Origin of the sequence: Micromonospora sp. B11E3 (assembly GCF_039871625.1) — a bacterium.
In the GTDB taxonomy this organism is placed as follows: Bacteria; Actinomycetota; Actinomycetes; order Mycobacteriales; family Micromonosporaceae; genus Micromonospora.
Genome location: NZ_JBDPMC010000011.1, coordinates 123,540 through 139,172, shown reverse-complemented (window position 1 = coordinate 139,172; position 15,633 = coordinate 123,540). Strand labels below are relative to the sequence as shown.

The following is a 15,633-nucleotide window of genomic DNA, read 5'->3' as shown; positions in this document are numbered from 1 at the left end:
CAAAGCGGAGTTCCTGGTCTCGAGGGTTTCTTGGAGTGACTCACCTCAATACCGGAACTCCGCTTCTGTTTGCCTGAGCGACACACCCCTCGACAGCCGCCACAACGCCTTAACCGAGCGGCGTTGGGACTACACCCCGCAGCAGTGGCAGGACCTGCTGCACAAACCCCTCACGAAGCTGAGGGTCGGTGGCGGCAACCTCACGTACGAGGGCCTTGTGGTCAAGGTCCGCCGGCTCTACCTGGGCGACAAGGAGCCGACGCAGCCGCACATCCGGGCGTTCGTCGAGCGGGCGGTCACCTTCACCACCTGCGGCGACTGCCACGGCGCCCGGCTCAACGAGGCCGCCCTGTCCGCCCGGATCGACGGCCGCAACATCGCCGAGTGCTCGGCGATGCAGATCAGCGACCTGGCCGAGTTCGTCCGGGGCGTGGACGACCCGTCGGTCGCGCCGCTGGTGGGCAACCTGCGGGACCTGCTGGCGTCGCTCGTCGAGATCGGCCTGGGCTACCTCAGCCTCGACCGCGAGTCGGCCACCCTCTCCGGCGGCGAGGCGCAGCGGGTGAAGATGGTGCGCCATCTCGGCTCCAGCCTCACCGACGTCACGTACGTCTTCGACGAGCCGACGGTCGGCCTGCACCCGCACGACATCGCCCGGATGAACGCCCTGCTGCTGCGGCTGCGGGACAAGGGCAACACGGTGCTGGTGGTGGAGCACAAGCCGGAGACCATCGCGATCGCCGACCACGTGGTCGACCTCGGCCCGGGGGCCGGCCCGGACGGCGGGCGCGTCTGCCACGTCGGCGACGTGGCCGGGCTGCGCCGCTCCGGCACGCTCACCGGACGGCACCTGGACCACCGGGTACGCCTGCGCGAGCACGTCCGCCGGCCCACCGGACACCTGCCCATCCGCGGGGCCGACCTGCACAACCTGCGCGACGTCGACGTCGACGTGCCGCTCGGCGTGCTGACCGCGGTGACCGGTGTCGCGGGCTCCGGCAAGAGTTCGCTGATCCACGGCTCGCTTCCCCGCCGCGAGGGGGTGGTGGTGGTCGACCAGTCCGCGATCCGCGGCTCCCGGCGCAGCAACCCCGCCACCTACACCGGGCTGCTCGACCCGATCCGTGCCGCCTTCGCCAGGGCGAACAAGGTCAAGCCGGCCCTGTTCAGCGCCAACTCCGAGGGCGCCTGTCCGGGATGCAAGGGCATCGGCCTGGTCTACACCGACCTGGCGATGACGGCCGGGGTCGCCTCGGTGTGCGAGCAGTGCGAGGGGCGCCGGTTCACCCCCGAGGTGCTCGCCTACACCCTGCGCGGGAAGAACATCAGCGAGGTCCTCGCCATGTCCGTCACCGAGGCCCGGGACTTCTTCCCCAGCGGCGCGGCCCGGTCGGTGCTGGACCGCCTGGCCGACGTGGGGCTGAGCTACCTGAGCCTCGGCCAGCCGCTGACCACCCTGTCCGGCGGCGAGCGGCAGCGGCTCAAGCTGGCCATTCACATGGGCGACAGGGCGAACACCTACGTGCTGGACGAGCCGACGACGGGGCTGCACCTGGCCGACGTCGACAACCTGCTGGCCCTGCTGGACCGCCTCGTGGACGCCGGCAACACGGTCGTGGTCATCGAGCACCATCAGGCGGTCATGGCGCACGCCGACTGGATCATCGACCTCGGCCCGGGCGCGGGCCACGACGGTGGGCGCGTCGTCTTCACCGGCACCCCGGCCGACCTCGTCGCGCGCGGCGACACGCTCACCGCCACCCACCTGCGCGAGTACGTCGCGCGCTGACGGGCCGGGACGTCGGGGCAGCAGTCGCCGGCGGGCGCCGGGACGTCGGGGCAGCAGTCGCCGGCGGGGGCCGGGACGTCGGGGCAGCAGTCACCGGCGGGCCGGACCGTCTGGCAGCGGCCAGCACGGCCGCCGCCGGAGGGGGTCAGCCCGGCAACCGCCGGAGCCAGCGCCGCTGCCACGGCGTCTCCACCGCGCGCGGATGGTAGCGCTCGCGTACCCACGCCACCGCCCGCTCGGCGGGCAGCCCGTCGAGCACGGCGAGCGCCGCGAGCGCCGTCCCGGTGCGGCCGACACCGCCGCGGCAGGCCACCTCCACCCGTTCCCCGGAGTACGCCCGACGCAGCGCCTCGCCGAGGGCGTCCAGGGCGTCGGCCCGGTCCAGCGGCAGCAGGAAGTCCGGCCAGCGCACACGCCGGTACGCCCACGCCGGCACCGGCCCGGGCGCCAGCAGCAGGGCGAAGTCGGCGGGCGTGGCCGGATCGCCGATCCGTCGGCCGCGTACCGTCGCCCCGCGCGGCAGCACCACCACCCCGGTCCGCTCCAACCATTCCCCCGTCGCACCCACGCCCTCATTCTGCTCCGAAGACACCGCTGGCCGGCACCCGTCCTCTGGGGTGCCGGCCAGCGGCGTCCTGCGTGCGTGTTCGATCGTGCTCGGGTCAGCTGTTCCAGTGCTGGGCGACGAGGTCGGCGGCCTGCTGCTCCCACTGGGCGTACGCGTCCGGGTACGCCGACACCTGCACCGTCTGCGCGGCCTCGGTCAGCGGCATGTCCTGCCACCCGTCCACCTGCTTCAAACCCTTCAGGAACGCCGTCGTCGAGTACTGCGGGTCCGTGATCTGCTCCGGGGTGCCCCAACCCGACGACGGACGCTGCTGGAACAGCCCCAGCGAGTCGTGGTCGTTACGGTCACCCAGGTGCCCCAGGTTCTCCAACTTCGACTCCTGCAGACTCGTGGCGATCGAGATCACCGCAGCCCGCTCGGGCAGGCCGGCCTTCTTCGTCGCCGCGATGATCGCCTCTGCGTTCGCCACCTGCTCGCCATCAAGGTCGATGCGCGACTGGGCGCCCTGCACCCCGTGCGGAATCAGCTTGGCCTTGCCCACGCCCGGCTTGTCGGCCTGCACGGCCACGGCAACCGGCTTCACCTGCGCCGGGACGGCGTGCGCGGCGGTGGCGTGCAGGGGACCGGCGGCCAGCCCACCGGCGAACGCGAGACCAGCAACACCGAGAACGCTCTTACGCAGCATCGTGTTCATCATCAAAGCTCCATTCGGGGGTTGGCGCACACACTGCCCAAGGGGGGTCGGGCGGGCGTGCGCAAGCACCGTCAGGCGCTCGAAAGAGGGGAAGTCTCTGGCCGGTGCGACCGCGGGGCAGGCGGTGCCTCGTCACGGGCGCCGGGACCATGCACAACGACCGGCGGCCCGTCACCATTCCGGGCCCGGCCCACCCGCCTCACGGACACGGAAGCGGGACGCCGTCCTCGGCCGTGCGTCAGGTGTAACGACCCCGCCCCGGCCACGATTCCGCCCCCACGATGCCGCCGATCACACCCAGCAGCAGCCGCGAACCAGACACACGGTGGCGAATCGCCGCACCCGGGCCGGGATGATCCACTCCGTGTCACCGACATCGGGGCATCCGTGTCACTCGGACAGCCCCATGTCGCCACCATGGAGTCGATCACGGCACCGGCATCCACCCCGCCCCGGCCACGACTCCACCCCGACGCCGGTCACACCCCAACCCACGGACCGGACATACGGGGCTGATCGCCGCACCCGGGTCGGGTGATCCACCCCCATGTCGCCGACATGGCGGCATCCGGAGGGCTCGGACACCCCCATGTCGCCGACATCGAGTCGATCAAGACGCGGCGGCCACCCTCGGGCCGGGGCGGACCCCACCGCACACCAACCGGGCAACGGCACCGCCCCACCACCCCGACCAGGCGTTACCCTGACACCATGCAGGGCGTCTCCCCCACCTCCACCGGCGTGGCCTTCCTGGCCCGGCCGGGCCGCCCCGCCGTGGTCGCCTCCACCCTGGCCGAGCTGACGGGCCCCACCCGAGGCATCGTCGAGTTGCCCGTACGCCTGATGTGGAACGCGGAGCGCACCTTCGACCTGGCCGACCCGGACGACCTGCTCTGGATGTACGAGAACGTGCTGCGCGAGACCACCCGCGCGGACGACCTGCGCGAACTGGTCAACGGTCACCTGCTGCGCCAGGTGTGGTGCCTGCTCAACCTGCCCCGCGGGGTCCGCGAGGCGTGGGAGCACCGGCACGACGAGCTGCGCGCGGCGTGAGTGACAACGCCCCGCCGGACGACTTCTACCGCGAGGTCGCCCGGGTCGCCCTGTCGGTCGCCGGGCGGCACCGGTTCGTGCTCGGCGGCGGGGTGGCCTGGGCCGCGCACGGGTTGACCTTCCGGCCGACGGAGGACGTGGACCTCTTCGCCGACGTCGAGGGAGCGGCGGCCGCGGCGGCGACGGGGGTACGGGCGGCGCTGGAGGAGGCCGGCTTCGAGGTGACCGACGCCGACCCGGACAGCGACCTGGGCGAGCTGTTCGCCGGGTTCGACCGGGACTTGAAGGACTTCGTGGTCAGCCGGGGCTCCCGGCAGATCCGGCTGAGCCTGGCCCGGCTCGACCGGCGACGCAGCCCGGTGGTGATGGACCTCGGACCGGTGATGGACCTGCGCGACCTGGTGGCGAACAAGACGGCCGCGCTGGTCAACCGGCGGGAGGTGCGCGACTTCATCGACGTGGCGGCGGCCCTGGAGCACTACCCGGTGCCCGAGCTGCTCGACCTGGCCCGCCAGGTGGACCCGGCGCTCGACCCGGAGGACGTCCGGGCCGCCGGCCGCTACCTGGACCGCCTGCCGGACCGCCGCTTCGCCCGGTACGGCCTGGGCCCGGAGCAGGTCGCCCGCCTCCGCGCCCGCCTGGCAGCCTGGCCCCGCTGAAGCCGAATGACACCTGAGCGGACGACCCCGCTGAAGCCGACAGACACGCCGGGCGGACGACCCCGCTGAAGCCGACAGACACGCCGGGCGGACGACCCCCGCTGAAGCCGGAAACACGCCGGGCGGGTGGCTCCGCTGCAGCTGAAAGACTCGTCGAGCGAATGGTCGGCTGCCACGCCGGGCTGTCGCTCGGCGCGTGCCGCGATGTCGGCGACACGGCGGTGTCCGGCCGCCGGGGTGGTGTGGAACAGCTCGGGCCGCTGTGACACCGGTGACCAGGGATGGTTATGGTGCGCTCGGCGTCCACGAGACGCGTACACCCCCATGGAAAGGCTCCTCATGACCTCTTCCTCCGGCGCATCGCGCCGCCAGGTGCTGGCCGTCGCGGCCGCCGCCGCGACCGCCCCCCTGATCGTCGGCGCTCCCGCCCGGGCGGCCGAGTCGAAGGGCACGAAGACCTGGGACCTGACGATCCTGGGCACCTCGGACACCCACGGCAACGTCTACAACTGGGACTACTACAAGGACGCCGAGTACGACGACAGCCGGCACAACGACATCGGCGTCGCAAAACTGGCCACCCTGGTCAACCAGATCCGGGCGGAGCGCGCGGGCAAGGCGACCCTGGTGCTCGACGCCGGCGACACCATCCAGGGCACCCCGCTGGCCACGTACTACGCCAAGCAGGAGCCGATCACCGTCACCGGCGAGACGCACCCGATGGCCAACGCGATGAACGTGCTGAGGTACGACGCCGTCACGCTGGGCAACCACGAGTTCAACTACGGGCTGCCGCTGCTGGCCAGGTGGATCGGCCAGCTCGGCTTCCCGGCCCTCGCCGCGAACGCGATCAACGAGGCCACCGGCAAGCCGGCGTACCTGCCGTACGTCATCAAGGAGGTCGACCTCGGCGGCGCCGGCGCGCCGAAGCTGAAGGTCGGCATCCTGGGCCTGACCAACCCCGGCGTGGCGATCTGGGACAAGGGCAACGTCGAGGGCAAGCTGGCCTTCGCCGACATGGTGGCGACCGCCGCCAAGTGGGTGCCGATCATGCGGGTGCGCGGCGCCGACCTCGTCGTGATCTCGGCGCACGGCGGCGACAGCGGCACCTCCAGCTACGGCCCGGAGCTGCCGAACGAGAACCCGTGCACCATGATCGCCGAGCAGGTGCCCGGAATCGACGCGATCCTCTTCGGCCACGCGCACAACGAGGTCGTCGAGAAGTTCGTGACCAACACGGAGACCGGCGCCCAGGTGCTGATGTCCGAGCCCTCGAAGTGGGGCCAGCGGCTGACCCGGATGGACTTCACCCTGGTCCGCGAGCGGGGCGGCTGGAAGGTCGCCGCCAAGCGCGCCAGCATGCTGAACACCAACACGGTGGTCGAGGACCCGGCGGTCCTCGCGGCCGTGCGCGGCCAGCACGGCAAGACCGTCGCGTACGTCAACCAGGTCGTCGCCCGGTCGAGTGTGGAGCTGTCGGCCGCCGAGTCCCGGTACAAGGACACCCCGATCCTGGACTTCATCAACCACGTCCAGACCGAGGTGGTCACGGAGGCGCTGGCCGGCACGGCGTACGCGGGCCTGCCGGTGCTGTCGATCGCGGCCCCGTTCAGCCGCACGGCGGTCTTCCCCGCCGGTGACGTGCGCATCCGCGACGTGGCCGGGCTCTACGTGTACGACAACACCCTCGAGGCCGTGGTGCTCACCGGCGCAGAGGTGCGGGCGTACCTGGAGTACTCGGCGAAGTACTTCACCACCCTGGCGGTGGGCGCGCCGGTCGACCCGGCAACGATCAGCGACCCGGCCGTCCCGGACTACAACTACGACGTCATCTCCGGGCTCGACTACGACATCGACATCAGCAGGCCGGTCGGCCAGCGGATCACCCGCCTGGTCCTGCCGGGCACCGGCACACCGGTGGCCGACGACGCGCAGTTCGTGATCGCGGTGAACAACTACCGGCGCAGCGGCGGCGGCAACTTCCCGGGCATCGTGAAGACCCAGGTCTACAACCAGCAGCAGGAGATCCGCCAGCTGCTGATCGACTGGGCGCAGGCCAAGGGCGTCATCGACCCGGCCGACTTCTACGTCCCCAACTGGAAGCTGGTGCGCGAGGGCGTGCCGGTCTTCTGACGCGACGTCGTGCGGCGGGCCGCGGGTGACCACACCCGCGGCCCGCCGGCGTAGGCGGCAGACGTGCCCGCGGGCCGCGGACGCGAGCAGATGTGCGGATCAGCCGGCGGCGGCCCGCCGACGGGTCTGCCGGGCCGACGGGAGGCGGTCCAGCAGGGCCAGCCCCGCCCGCACCGGCGCCCGCGTCAGTGTCTCCTCGAAGCTCGTCAGGCCCTGGCAGAACCGGACGAACATCCGCCAGCCGGGCGGGGTGGCCAGCAGCGCGTGGAAGACGTCCGGTCGCCGGGAGAACACGTCCAGCAGCCGGTACCCGGCCCGCATCGGGGGCACCAGGTCCCGCTCCACCGACCGCTGGTAGCCGTCCAGGTCGCCGTCGACGACGGCCGCCCCGGCCAGCGCCCCGGAGCGCAGCGCGTAGCTGATGCCCTCCCGGCTCCACGGTTCCAGCAGGCCGGCCGCATCGCCGGCGACCAGCACCCGGCCGTGGCGCAGCGGCGCGTCGTCGGCGCGGCAGCGGGTCAGGTGCCCGGAGTCGTGCTCCGCGCTCACCCCGGACAGGCCGAGCCGGTCGACGAATCGGCGCAGGTACTCGCGGGTCCGCTCCCCCTCGCCCCGGGCCGCGATCACCCCGACCGTCAGCCGGTCGCCTTTGGGGAAGACCCACGCGTACGACCCGGGGATGCGCCCCCAGTCCAGCAGGAGCCGCCCGCGCCAGCGGCGCTGCTCCCGCTCCGGCACCGGCAACTCCAGTTCCAGCCCCAGATCCACCTGCCGGTACCGGACGCCGACGTGCCGGGCGGTCACCCCGGAGGAGCCGTCGGCGCCGATCACCGTACGGGCGTGCACGGTCTCGCCGTCGGCGAGCCGCAGGCGTACCCCCTCGGGGTGCTGCTCCAGTGCGCGGACCGCGACCCGCTCGCGCAGCTCGGCCCGGGCGGCGACGGCGGCGGCGCGCAGCCGGTCGTCGAACTCCTCGCGGCGCACCATCGCCAGCAGGGGCGCCGCGTGCCGGCGGGTGAACTCCCGCCGGCCGTCCCGGGTGAACGTCACCCGGTCCACCCGGTCGTGCGCCGGCACGTCGATCCGGTCGCCGACGGCCGCGACGGACGTGCCGATGAGGCCACCGCCGCACGTCTTGTACCGGGGATGGGCGGCCCGCTCGACGACCAGGGTGCGCAGCCCGGCGGTGGCCGCGACGTGGGCGGCGGAGAGCCCGGCGGGGCCACCGCCGACGACGACCAGGTCCCAGTTGATCACGGTTGCAGCCTAGGGCACGGCCCGCCGCGACGGCCCGCGCGCCGCGCCCCGGCAGGTGGCGGGGCGCGTCCGGTACGGCGGGGCCGAACCGCTCGATCGGGCGGGCATCAACGGCGGGGCGGCGGGTAACCGCGCAGCGCAGTTCCGCCCCTGGCGGGCGGTCACGCCGAGGAGGAGAGCGATGCAGCAGGTACGTCTGTCGGACGTCGAGGAACGGGTGTACCAGGCGGTGGCGGCGCTGGAGGCCCGGGGACAGGTCCCGTACCCTGACATGATCGCGCAGGAGTCGGGGCTGTCCGCCGAGGAGATCCGCGCCCCGCTGCACATGCTGACCGAGAAGAACCTCCTGCACCGGGAGGACTCCCCCATGGCGGGCCTGGACTTCGGCCCCCGCTGGTGCGCCCGCCAGATGGCGTGAGCCCACCCGGTCGCGGTTTGCCCCCACGGGGCCCGGGTAGCGGTCAGGGACAGTCGACCGCCGGGCGACGGGGGGCACCGTGACCAGCGCCGAACAGCCGGGCCGGCCGGCGGACCCCGGCGACGAGCGGCGACGGTGGCAGGCGGTCGGCGTCGGGCTGGTCGCCGCCTTCATGACGCTGCTCGACGTGAGCATCGTCAACGTCGCGGTGCCGTCGATAGACCGGGCGCTGCGGGCCACCCCGAGCGACCTGCAGTGGGTCCTGTCCGGGTACGCGCTCACCTTCGGCCTGGCGCTCGTGCCGGCGGGCCGGTTCGGCGACGCCCGGGGACGGCGCAACGCGTTCGTTCTCGGCATCGCCCTGTTCACCCTCACCAGCGCCCTGGCCGGGCTGGCCCGCTCGCCAGAGTGGCTGGTCGGGGCGCGGCTGTTGCAGGGCGCCGCCGCCGGCATCGTCAACCCGCAGGTCACCGGCCTGATCCAGCAGCTGTTCCGGGGCCCGGAACGGGGTCGACCGTTCGGGCTGCTCGGCGCGACCATCGGCATCTCCACCGCGATCGGGCCGCTGCTCGGCGGGCTGTTGATCCAGCTCGGCGGCGAGCAGGACGGCTGGCGGTGGGTGTTCTTCGTCAACGTCCCGGTGGGCGTCGTCGCGGTCGTCCTCGGCTGGCGCCTGCTGCCGGCGCAGCCTGCCGGCACGGCCGACCGCAACCGACTCGACCCGCTCGGGGTGCTGCTGCTCGGCGCCGGCGTGGTGCTGGTACTGCTGCCGCTGGTGCAGGAGCGGCAGTGGCAGACGCCGTGGAAGTGGCTGCTGATCCCCGCCGGACTCGTCGTGCTCGCCGGCTTCGCGCTGTGGGAACACCGGTACGCGCGACACCGGACGCCGCTGTTCGACCTGCGGCTGTTCCGGTTCCGGTCGTACTCGCTGGGAGCCCTGATCGCGCTGCTCTACTTCGGCGGGTTCACCGCGATCTTCTTCATCTTCACGCTGTACCTGCAGATCGGTCTCGGCTACAGCGCCCTGGTCGCCGGCCTGGCGATCACGCCGTTCGCCCTGGGGTCGGCCGCCGCCTCCGCGCTGGGCGGCCGGATCGTCAACCGGTACGGCCGGCCACTGGTCGCCGTCGGCCTGTTCGTCGTGGTGCTGGGCCTCGGCGCGGTGGTGTTCGTGCTGCACGGCGAGCCGCACGGTGGCGTCCCGCTCCGTACGGCCGTCCCGCTCCTGGTCGCCGGGCTGGGCAGCGGCCTGGTCATCACGCCCAACCAGACCCTCACCCTCTCGCAGGTGCCGGTGCCCCAGGCGGGCAGCGGCGCGGGAATGCTCCAGACCGGCCAACGGATCGGTTCCGCCGCCGGCATCGCGGCCGTCGGCGCGCTCTTCTTCTCGTCGTTGGCCGCCACGCACGGGGACTGGGCCGCGGCGTTCCGGCACTCGCTGCTGCTGGCCGCCGGCATCGTCGCGCTCGCCCTGCTGGCCGCCCTGCTGGACATCCAGCGCGGACGGCGAAAGGGCAACGTCCCTCGCTGACACCCGTCACCATCGGCCACGCCGTCACCCTTCTGTGAGGTGCAAGGAGGGGGGCTGGGGGCGACCGTGCCCGGCTCCGGGCGGTCAGGCTTGATCCCTGCGCCGGTCACGGCGGGCCCCACCCGGCCCCGTCCCGGTTGCTGCCCGTTCGGCTCGTCCCGGTTGCTGTCCGTTCGGCTCGTCCCGGTTGCTGTCCGTCGGCTCGTTTCGGTTACTGCCCGTTCGGCCTGGTTGCGGTTCGGTAGCCGTGTGCACGGTTTGTGCCGATGTGCCCTACTCGTGCGGCAGGCCGGCGCGGTCTTTGCCTCGGTGTTCATGTTCGGGTGCCCGGTTCAGGTGGTGATCGACTCCATGTCGGCGACATGGCGGGCATCCCGGGGCTCGGACACCGCCATGTCGCCCGACATGGAGTGGATCAACTCGTCCGGGTGTGCCCATTCGCGTCGAATGTCCGGCCTGGGTGTGCCGGTGGGCGACCGGGGGCCCATCGTCGGGGCGGAATCGTGGCGGGGGTGGGGGCGTTGAACACCGGTGCGCGCCGAGAGGGCGCCCCGCGGGGTGGGTGACCCGGGTCCCCCGGAATGATGGCGGGCCGCCGGTCGTTGTGCATGGTCCCGGGCGCTGCGACGAGGCAATCCTCCGCCGAGGCACCCCCGCCCCGACCGAGGCGCCCCGCCGAGGAACCTCCACCGAGGCATCTCCACCGAGGCATCTCCGCCGAGGCATCTCCGCTGAGGCACCTCCGCTGAGGCACCTCCGCCGACGCGCCTTTCGCCCAGACCGAGGCACGCGCCCCCGGCTCGACCGAGGCACGCGCCCCCGGCTCGACCGAGGCATCCCCGGCTCGACCGAGGCATCCCCGGCTCGACCGAGGCGCCCCCGGCTCGACCGAGGCATCCCCGGCTCGACCGAGGCGCCCCCGGCTCGACCGAGGCGCCCCCGGCTCGACCGAGGCGCCCCCGGCTCGACCGAGGCAGGCACCTTCGCCCCGACCGAGGCATCCCCGCCCGGAACCGAGGCATCCCCGGCTCGAGCGCAGGCATCCTCGCCTTGACCGGGTCCCTGCCCCGCGGCGCGGCGGGCAGATCTTTCCCCTCTTCTTCCAGGCTTTCGAGCGCCCCGACGGTGCTCACACCCTGCACAGGGCCGTCCCCCTTGTGGCCCGGCGTGGGTGTCGACCCCCGAATGGAGCTTTGATGATGAACACGATGCTGCGTAAGAGCGTTCTCGGTATCGCCGGTCTCGCGTTCGCCGGTGGCCTGGCCGCCGGTCCGCTGCACGCCACCGCCGCCCACGCCGCCCCGGCGCAGGTGAAGCCGGTCGCGGTGGCCGTGCAGGCCGACAAGCCCGACAGCGGCAAGCTGGTCCCGCATGGGGTGCAGGGCGCCCAGTCGCGCATCGACCTTGATGGCGAGCAGGTGGCGAACGCGAAGGCGATCATCGCGGCGACGAAGAAGGCCGGCCTGCCCGAGCGGGCCGCGGTGATCTCGATCGCCACGAGCCTGCAGGAGTCGAAGCTGGAGAACCTGGGGCACCTGGGTGACCGTAACGACCACGACTCGCTGGGCCTGTTCCAGCAGCGCCCGTCGTCGGGTTGGGGCACCCCGGAGCAGATCACGGATCCGCAGTACTCGACGACGGCGTTCCTGAAGGGTTTGAAGCAGGTGGACGGGTGGCAGGACATGCCGCTGACCGAGGCCGCGCAGACGGTGCAGGTGTCGGCGTACCCGGACGCGTACGCCCAGTGGGAGCAGCAGGCCGCCGACCTCGTCGCCCAGCACTGGAACAGCTGACCCGACGAGCACAACCGAACACGCACGATCGAACAGGCAGGCACGACGCCGCTGGCCGGCACCCCGGAGGACGGGGGTGCCGGCCAGCGGCGTACCCGAGGTGGTTCAGACGCGGAAGCCGGCGGCGCGGGCCGCCTGGCGTTCCCGGCGGCGGTCCTTGCGCCGGCGGAAGAACCAGAACAGGAAAAGGACCAGGCCGAGCAGGAACGCCAGCACCAGCACCGGCAGGATGATCGCCACCAGGGACATCGCGATGCTGGTGGCGTCCTCGGCCGTGCTGGCCACCGGGGCGCCGACGCCGGCGGTGGTCGCGTTGATCACCGGGCGGGCGGCGGACTTGAGCGCGTGGACGCCGAAGGCGATCAGGATGCCGGTCACCACCGGCACCCACTGGTTGGACGAGAAGAAGTGGCCGGGGTCGGTGACGGTGACGGTCTCGGAGCTGGAGCCGGCGCCGAAGGCGAGCCCGCCGGCGGTCGGCCGGACCACGGTCTGCACGATGTCGTTGACGTGGTCGACCACGGGAACCTTGTCGGCGACGACCTCGACGGCGAGCAGCACCGCGAGGATCATCATGATCCATCCGTTGCCGAGCCACTGCCAGCCGCTGGGCAGCTCGATCAGGTCGGTGTAGCGGGCCAGCAGCCCCATGGTGAGCAGGGGTATGTAGGCGTTCAGACCCGCCGAGGCGGCGAGACCGGTACCCGTGAGCACTTCGAACACCGTCTCAGCATCGCACCGGCACGCCAGTGCCGCTCGGTGGCGCGGGCCGGGGTCTCCGTTACCCTCGTCGGGTGCGGCTGGTGATTGCGAAGTGCTCGGTGGACTACGTCGGACGGCTCTCGGCCCACCTGCCGATGGCCACCCGGTTGTTGATGGTGAAGGCGGACGGGTCGGTGTCGATCCACGCCGACGACCGGGCGTACAAGCCGTTGAACTGGATGAGCCCGCCCTGCCGGCTGGAGGAGGCCCCGGGCGTCTGGCGGGTCGTGAACAAGGCCGGTGAGGAACTGCGGATCACCCTGGAGGAGATCTTCCAGGACACCTCGTACGAGCTGGGGGTCGACCCGGGCCTGCGCAAGGACGGCGTCGAGGCGCACCTGCAGGAGCTGCTGGCGGCCAACCCGGGCACGCTCGGCGAGGGCTACACGCTGATCCGCCGCGAATACATGACGGCGATCGGGCCGGTGGACCTGCTCTGCCGGGACGCCGAGCAGGGCACGGTCGCGGTCGAGGTGAAGCGGCGCGGCGAGATCGACGGCGTGGAGCAGTTGACCCGCTACCTCGAACTGCTGAACCGGGATCCGCTGCTCGCCCCGGTGGCCGGCGTCTTCGCCGCCCAGGAGATCAAGCCGCAGGCCCGGGTGCTGGCCACCGACCGGGGCATCCGGTGCGTGGTGGTCGACTACGACAAGCTGCGCGGCATCGAGCGGGACGAGCTGACGCTGTTCTGAGCAGGCTCGGACCGCCGGGCCCGGGCGCTGTGGGCCGGTGGTCCATGTCGGCGACATGGTGGTGTCCGAGCCGCGGGATGCCCGCCATGTCGGCGACATGGAGTGGATCAACGTACCCGGCGGCCAGGGGCGGTCAGCGGCGGCGACCGTACATGAGCTTGGTGGCCTTGACCAGGCGGGCGACGTCGGCCGGCGTGCGCTCGAAGGTCATCGCCGGCAGCAGGGAGCGGGCCCGGCGGCGGGTGACGGCCTTGGCCCGGCCGAACTCGCGCAGCCCGTCCTCGCCGTGGATCCGGCCGAAGCCGGAGTCGCCGACGCCACCGAACGGCAGCGTGGACATCCCGGCGAAGGCCAGGGTCGAGTTCACCGCGGCCATCCCGGAGCGCAGCCGCCGCGCGATGGCCATGGCCCGACGCCGGCCGAAGACCGAACCCCCCAGGCCGTACGGGAGGGCGTTGGCCCGGGCGACCGCCTCGTCGGCGTCGCGGACCCGGTTGACGGTCAGGGTCGGCCCGAAGGTCTCCTCCCGGACGGCGTCCGAGTCCTCCGGTACGTCCACGAGCACGGTCGGGTGCACGTACGGGGGCCGCACGGCATCGGCGCCGCCGAGCACGGCGCGGCCGCCCCGGGCCAGCGCGTCGTCGATGTGCCGACGGATCACGTCGAGCTGGCCGGGCATGGTGATCGGCCCGATGTCGGCCCCCTCGGCGCCGACCGTCAGCCGGCCGGCCCGCTCCACCACCTTGCCGACGAACGCGTCGAAGACGGGCTCGGCCGCGTACACCCGCTCGATGCCGATGCAGGTCTGGCCGGCGTTGGTGAGCGCGCCCCAGACGCACGCCTCGGCGGCGGCGTCCAGGTCGGCGTCGCTGTCCACGATCATCGCGTCCTTGCCGCCCGCCTCCACCAGCACCGGCGTCAGCGACTCGGCGCAGGCGGCCATCACCTTCTTGGCCGTGGCCGTCGAGCCGGTGAAGGCCAGCTTGTCCACCCCGGACCGGCACAGCGCCGCGCCGACGTCGCCGAGGCCGTGCACGGCGGTGAACACGGGGTGCTCCGGCACCACCTCGGCGAAGGTGTCCACCAGCCACTGCCCGACGGCCGGGGTGTACTCGCTGGGCTTGAACACGACGGCGTTGCCGGCGGCGAGGGCGTACGCGGCGGAGCCGAGGGGGGTGAAGACGGGGTAGTTCCAGGGGCCGATGACGCCGACCACCCCGTACGGCTGGTATTCGAGGTGGGCGGAGAACTCGGCCAGGATGAGTCGGGAGCGCACCCGGCGCGGCCCGAGCACCCGCCGGGCGTTGCGGGCGGCCCAGTCGACGTGCTCGATCGCGGTGAGGATCTCGACGACGGCGTCGGCGACCGGCTTGCCGCCCTCGGTGTGCACCAGCGCGGCCAGCTCCTCGATCCGCCGGGCGAGCAGGCTCCGCCAGCGCAGCAGCCGTTCCCGGCGGCCGGCGAAGCCGAGGCCGGCCCACCACTGCCCCGCCCCGCGGGCGCGGTCGACGGCCCGCGCGACGTCGGTGGGGGTCGCGAGCGGCAGCCGCCCCGCCTCCGCGCCGGTGGCCGGGCTGGTCGACACCAGTCGGCCGTCCTCGATGACCGGGGTACCCGGGGCATGCACAGCCGTCATAGCCGAAGTCTAGACCCGCAGGCTACCCGTCGGTAGGTCCGCCGGCGGCGGACCGAGGGGCCGACGGTCGGCGGGCGGAAAGGGACGTCGGGTGCCGAACCGGCCAACGGTACCTGTCCGGCCGGTGCCGCTGGGGTGACCTTGTGGTGGTGGGGACGGGTGCGGTGTGATGGCAGTCTGACGCCCGAACCCTGGTGGCTGGAGGCGTACCGTCCATGGAGGACCTTTTTCCGGAACTGCTGCCGTTGCTGACGGTGGCGGGCGGGCCGATGCGGGGGGCGAGCTTCCGGCTCAGCCCGCGACCGCAGGTGATCGGCCGCGGGTCGAGCGCGGACATCGGAGTCGACGACCCGCACCTGAGCCGCCGGCACGCCACCGTGTGGCTCACCGCCGAGGGTGTGTCGCTGATGGACCTCGGCTCGACCAACGGCACCTGGCTCAACGACCGCCGGATCGAGGGCCCGGAGCAGTTGACCGACGGGGACGTGCTCCGGGTGGGCCGCACCGAGCTGCGCTTCTTCGACCCCGGACTGGCCCGTACCGACCCGGTGGGGCTGGCCTTCGGTGGTCGTCGTCGGGACCGGCGCACCACCCTGCCGCTACCGCTGCCCGCCCCGCCCGCCACCAGGGCCTGAGGCGCGCGCACAC

At 72.8% G+C, this 15,633-nt stretch carries 14 protein-coding genes; 9 read left to right on the top strand and 5 right to left on the bottom strand.

Annotation, left to right across the window (positions count from 1 at the left end):
* Positions 1 to 217: 217 nt before the first annotated feature.
* Positions 218 to 1,789 (top strand): ATP-binding cassette domain-containing protein, encoded by a 1,572-nt coding sequence (locus tag ABGB16_RS09050; RefSeq protein WP_347667515.1) that lies wholly within the window; start codon positions 218 to 220, stop codon positions 1,787 to 1,789.
* Positions 1,790 to 1,934: 145 nt separating this feature from the next.
* Here the strand turns inward: ABGB16_RS09050 and ABGB16_RS09045 are convergent, their stop codons facing one another.
* Together ABGB16_RS09045 and ABGB16_RS09040 are read right to left on the bottom strand one after the other, a co-directional pair.
* A complete protein-coding gene (locus tag ABGB16_RS09045; RefSeq protein ID WP_347667514.1) occupies positions 1,935 to 2,357 on the bottom strand; it encodes a protein-tyrosine phosphatase family protein in 423 nt (140 codons plus the stop codon).
* A gap of 94 nt (positions 2,358 to 2,451) precedes the next feature.
* Complete coding sequence (locus ABGB16_RS09040) at positions 2,452 to 3,051, bottom strand: hypothetical protein (protein WP_347667529.1); 600 nt, start codon at positions 3,049 to 3,051, stop codon at positions 2,452 to 2,454.
* Positions 3,052 to 3,762: 711 nt separating this feature from the next.
* On the opposite strand from ABGB16_RS09040, the gene ABGB16_RS09035 reads away from it, so the two are divergent.
* The 3 genes from ABGB16_RS09035 (at position 3,763) to ABGB16_RS09025 (ending at position 6,896) form a co-directional block, all read left to right on the top strand.
* Entirely contained in the window at positions 3,763 to 4,104 is a 342-nt protein-coding gene (locus tag ABGB16_RS09035) for a hypothetical protein (protein WP_347667513.1), read from the top strand.
* Positions 4,101 to 4,763 carry a nucleotidyl transferase AbiEii/AbiGii toxin family protein gene (locus ABGB16_RS09030; RefSeq protein WP_347667512.1) on the top strand — a complete coding sequence of 221 codons (663 nt, stop codon included), beginning with the start codon at positions 4,101 to 4,103 and terminating at the stop codon, positions 4,761 to 4,763. The genes ABGB16_RS09035 and ABGB16_RS09030 overlap by 4 nt, the downstream gene beginning before the upstream one ends.
* A 339-nt stretch (positions 4,764 to 5,102) precedes the next feature.
* The gene (locus ABGB16_RS09025; RefSeq protein WP_347667511.1) at positions 5,103 to 6,896 is read left to right on the top strand and encodes a 5'-nucleotidase C-terminal domain-containing protein; all 1,794 of its coding nucleotides are present in this window, start codon (positions 5,103 to 5,105) and stop codon (positions 6,894 to 6,896) included.
* A 99-nt stretch (positions 6,897 to 6,995) separates the two neighbouring features.
* Here the strand turns inward: ABGB16_RS09025 and ABGB16_RS09020 are convergent, their stop codons facing one another.
* Positions 6,996 to 8,153: a geranylgeranyl reductase family protein gene (locus ABGB16_RS09020; RefSeq protein ID WP_347667510.1), complete on the bottom strand. Its 1,158-nt coding sequence runs from the start codon at positions 8,151 to 8,153 to the stop codon at positions 6,996 to 6,998.
* A 181-nt stretch (positions 8,154 to 8,334) separates the two neighbouring features.
* Here ABGB16_RS09020 and ABGB16_RS09015 point away from each other — a divergent pair, with 181 nt between their 5' ends.
* The 3 genes from ABGB16_RS09015 (at position 8,335) to ABGB16_RS09005 (ending at position 11,895) form a co-directional block, all read left to right on the top strand.
* On the top strand, positions 8,335 to 8,571 hold the full coding sequence (locus ABGB16_RS09015) for a hypothetical protein (RefSeq protein WP_347667509.1): 237 nt from the start codon (positions 8,335 to 8,337) through the stop codon (positions 8,569 to 8,571).
* Between the two features lie 79 nt (positions 8,572 to 8,650).
* Positions 8,651 to 10,102: an MFS transporter gene (locus ABGB16_RS09010; RefSeq protein WP_347667508.1), complete on the top strand. Its 1,452-nt coding sequence runs from the start codon at positions 8,651 to 8,653 to the stop codon at positions 10,100 to 10,102.
* Positions 10,103 to 11,301: 1,199 nt separating this feature from the next.
* Complete coding sequence (locus ABGB16_RS09005) at positions 11,302 to 11,895, top strand: hypothetical protein (RefSeq protein WP_347667528.1); 594 nt, start codon at positions 11,302 to 11,304, stop codon at positions 11,893 to 11,895.
* Between the two features lie 105 nt (positions 11,896 to 12,000).
* Here ABGB16_RS09005 and ABGB16_RS09000 read toward each other — a convergent pair whose 3' ends face one another.
* A complete protein-coding gene (locus ABGB16_RS09000) occupies positions 12,001 to 12,618 on the bottom strand; it encodes a DUF4126 domain-containing protein (protein WP_347667507.1) in 618 nt (205 codons plus the stop codon).
* A 71-nt stretch (positions 12,619 to 12,689) separates the two neighbouring features.
* On the opposite strand from ABGB16_RS09000, the gene nucS reads away from it, so the two are divergent.
* Positions 12,690 to 13,349: an endonuclease NucS gene (nucS, locus tag ABGB16_RS08995; RefSeq protein ID WP_347667506.1), complete on the top strand. Its 660-nt coding sequence runs from the start codon at positions 12,690 to 12,692 to the stop codon at positions 13,347 to 13,349.
* Between the two features lie 133 nt (positions 13,350 to 13,482).
* Here the strand turns inward: nucS and ABGB16_RS08990 are convergent, their stop codons facing one another.
* Entirely contained in the window at positions 13,483 to 14,985 is a 1,503-nt protein-coding gene (locus ABGB16_RS08990) for an aldehyde dehydrogenase family protein (protein ID WP_347667505.1), read from the bottom strand.
* Between the two features lie 215 nt (positions 14,986 to 15,200).
* On the opposite strand from ABGB16_RS08990, the gene ABGB16_RS08985 reads away from it, so the two are divergent.
* Positions 15,201 to 15,620, top strand: a complete 420-nt coding sequence (locus ABGB16_RS08985; protein ID WP_347667504.1) for an FHA domain-containing protein — start codon at positions 15,201 to 15,203, stop codon at positions 15,618 to 15,620.
* Positions 15,621 to 15,633: the final 13 nt, after the last annotated feature.

Coding starts and splice junctions, on each gene's coding strand:
- ABGB16_RS09040 (WP_347667529.1), bottom strand. CDS start 3,051: ATGAACACGATGCTGCGTAAGAGCGTTCTCGGTGTTGCTGGTCTCGCG.
- ABGB16_RS09035 (WP_347667513.1), top strand. CDS start 3,763: ATGCAGGGCGTCTCCCCCACCTCCACCGGCGTGGCCTTCCTGGCCCGG.
- ABGB16_RS09025 (WP_347667511.1), top strand. CDS start 5,103: ATGACCTCTTCCTCCGGCGCATCGCGCCGCCAGGTGCTGGCCGTCGCG.
- ABGB16_RS09015 (WP_347667509.1), top strand. CDS start 8,335: ATGCAGCAGGTACGTCTGTCGGACGTCGAGGAACGGGTGTACCAGGCG.
- ABGB16_RS09005 (WP_347667528.1), top strand. CDS start 11,302: ATGAACACGATGCTGCGTAAGAGCGTTCTCGGTATCGCCGGTCTCGCG.
- ABGB16_RS08990 (WP_347667505.1), bottom strand. CDS start 14,985: ATGACGGCTGTGCATGCCCCGGGTACCCCGGTCATCGAGGACGGCCGA.
- ABGB16_RS08985 (WP_347667504.1), top strand. CDS start 15,201: ATGGAGGACCTTTTTCCGGAACTGCTGCCGTTGCTGACGGTGGCGGGC.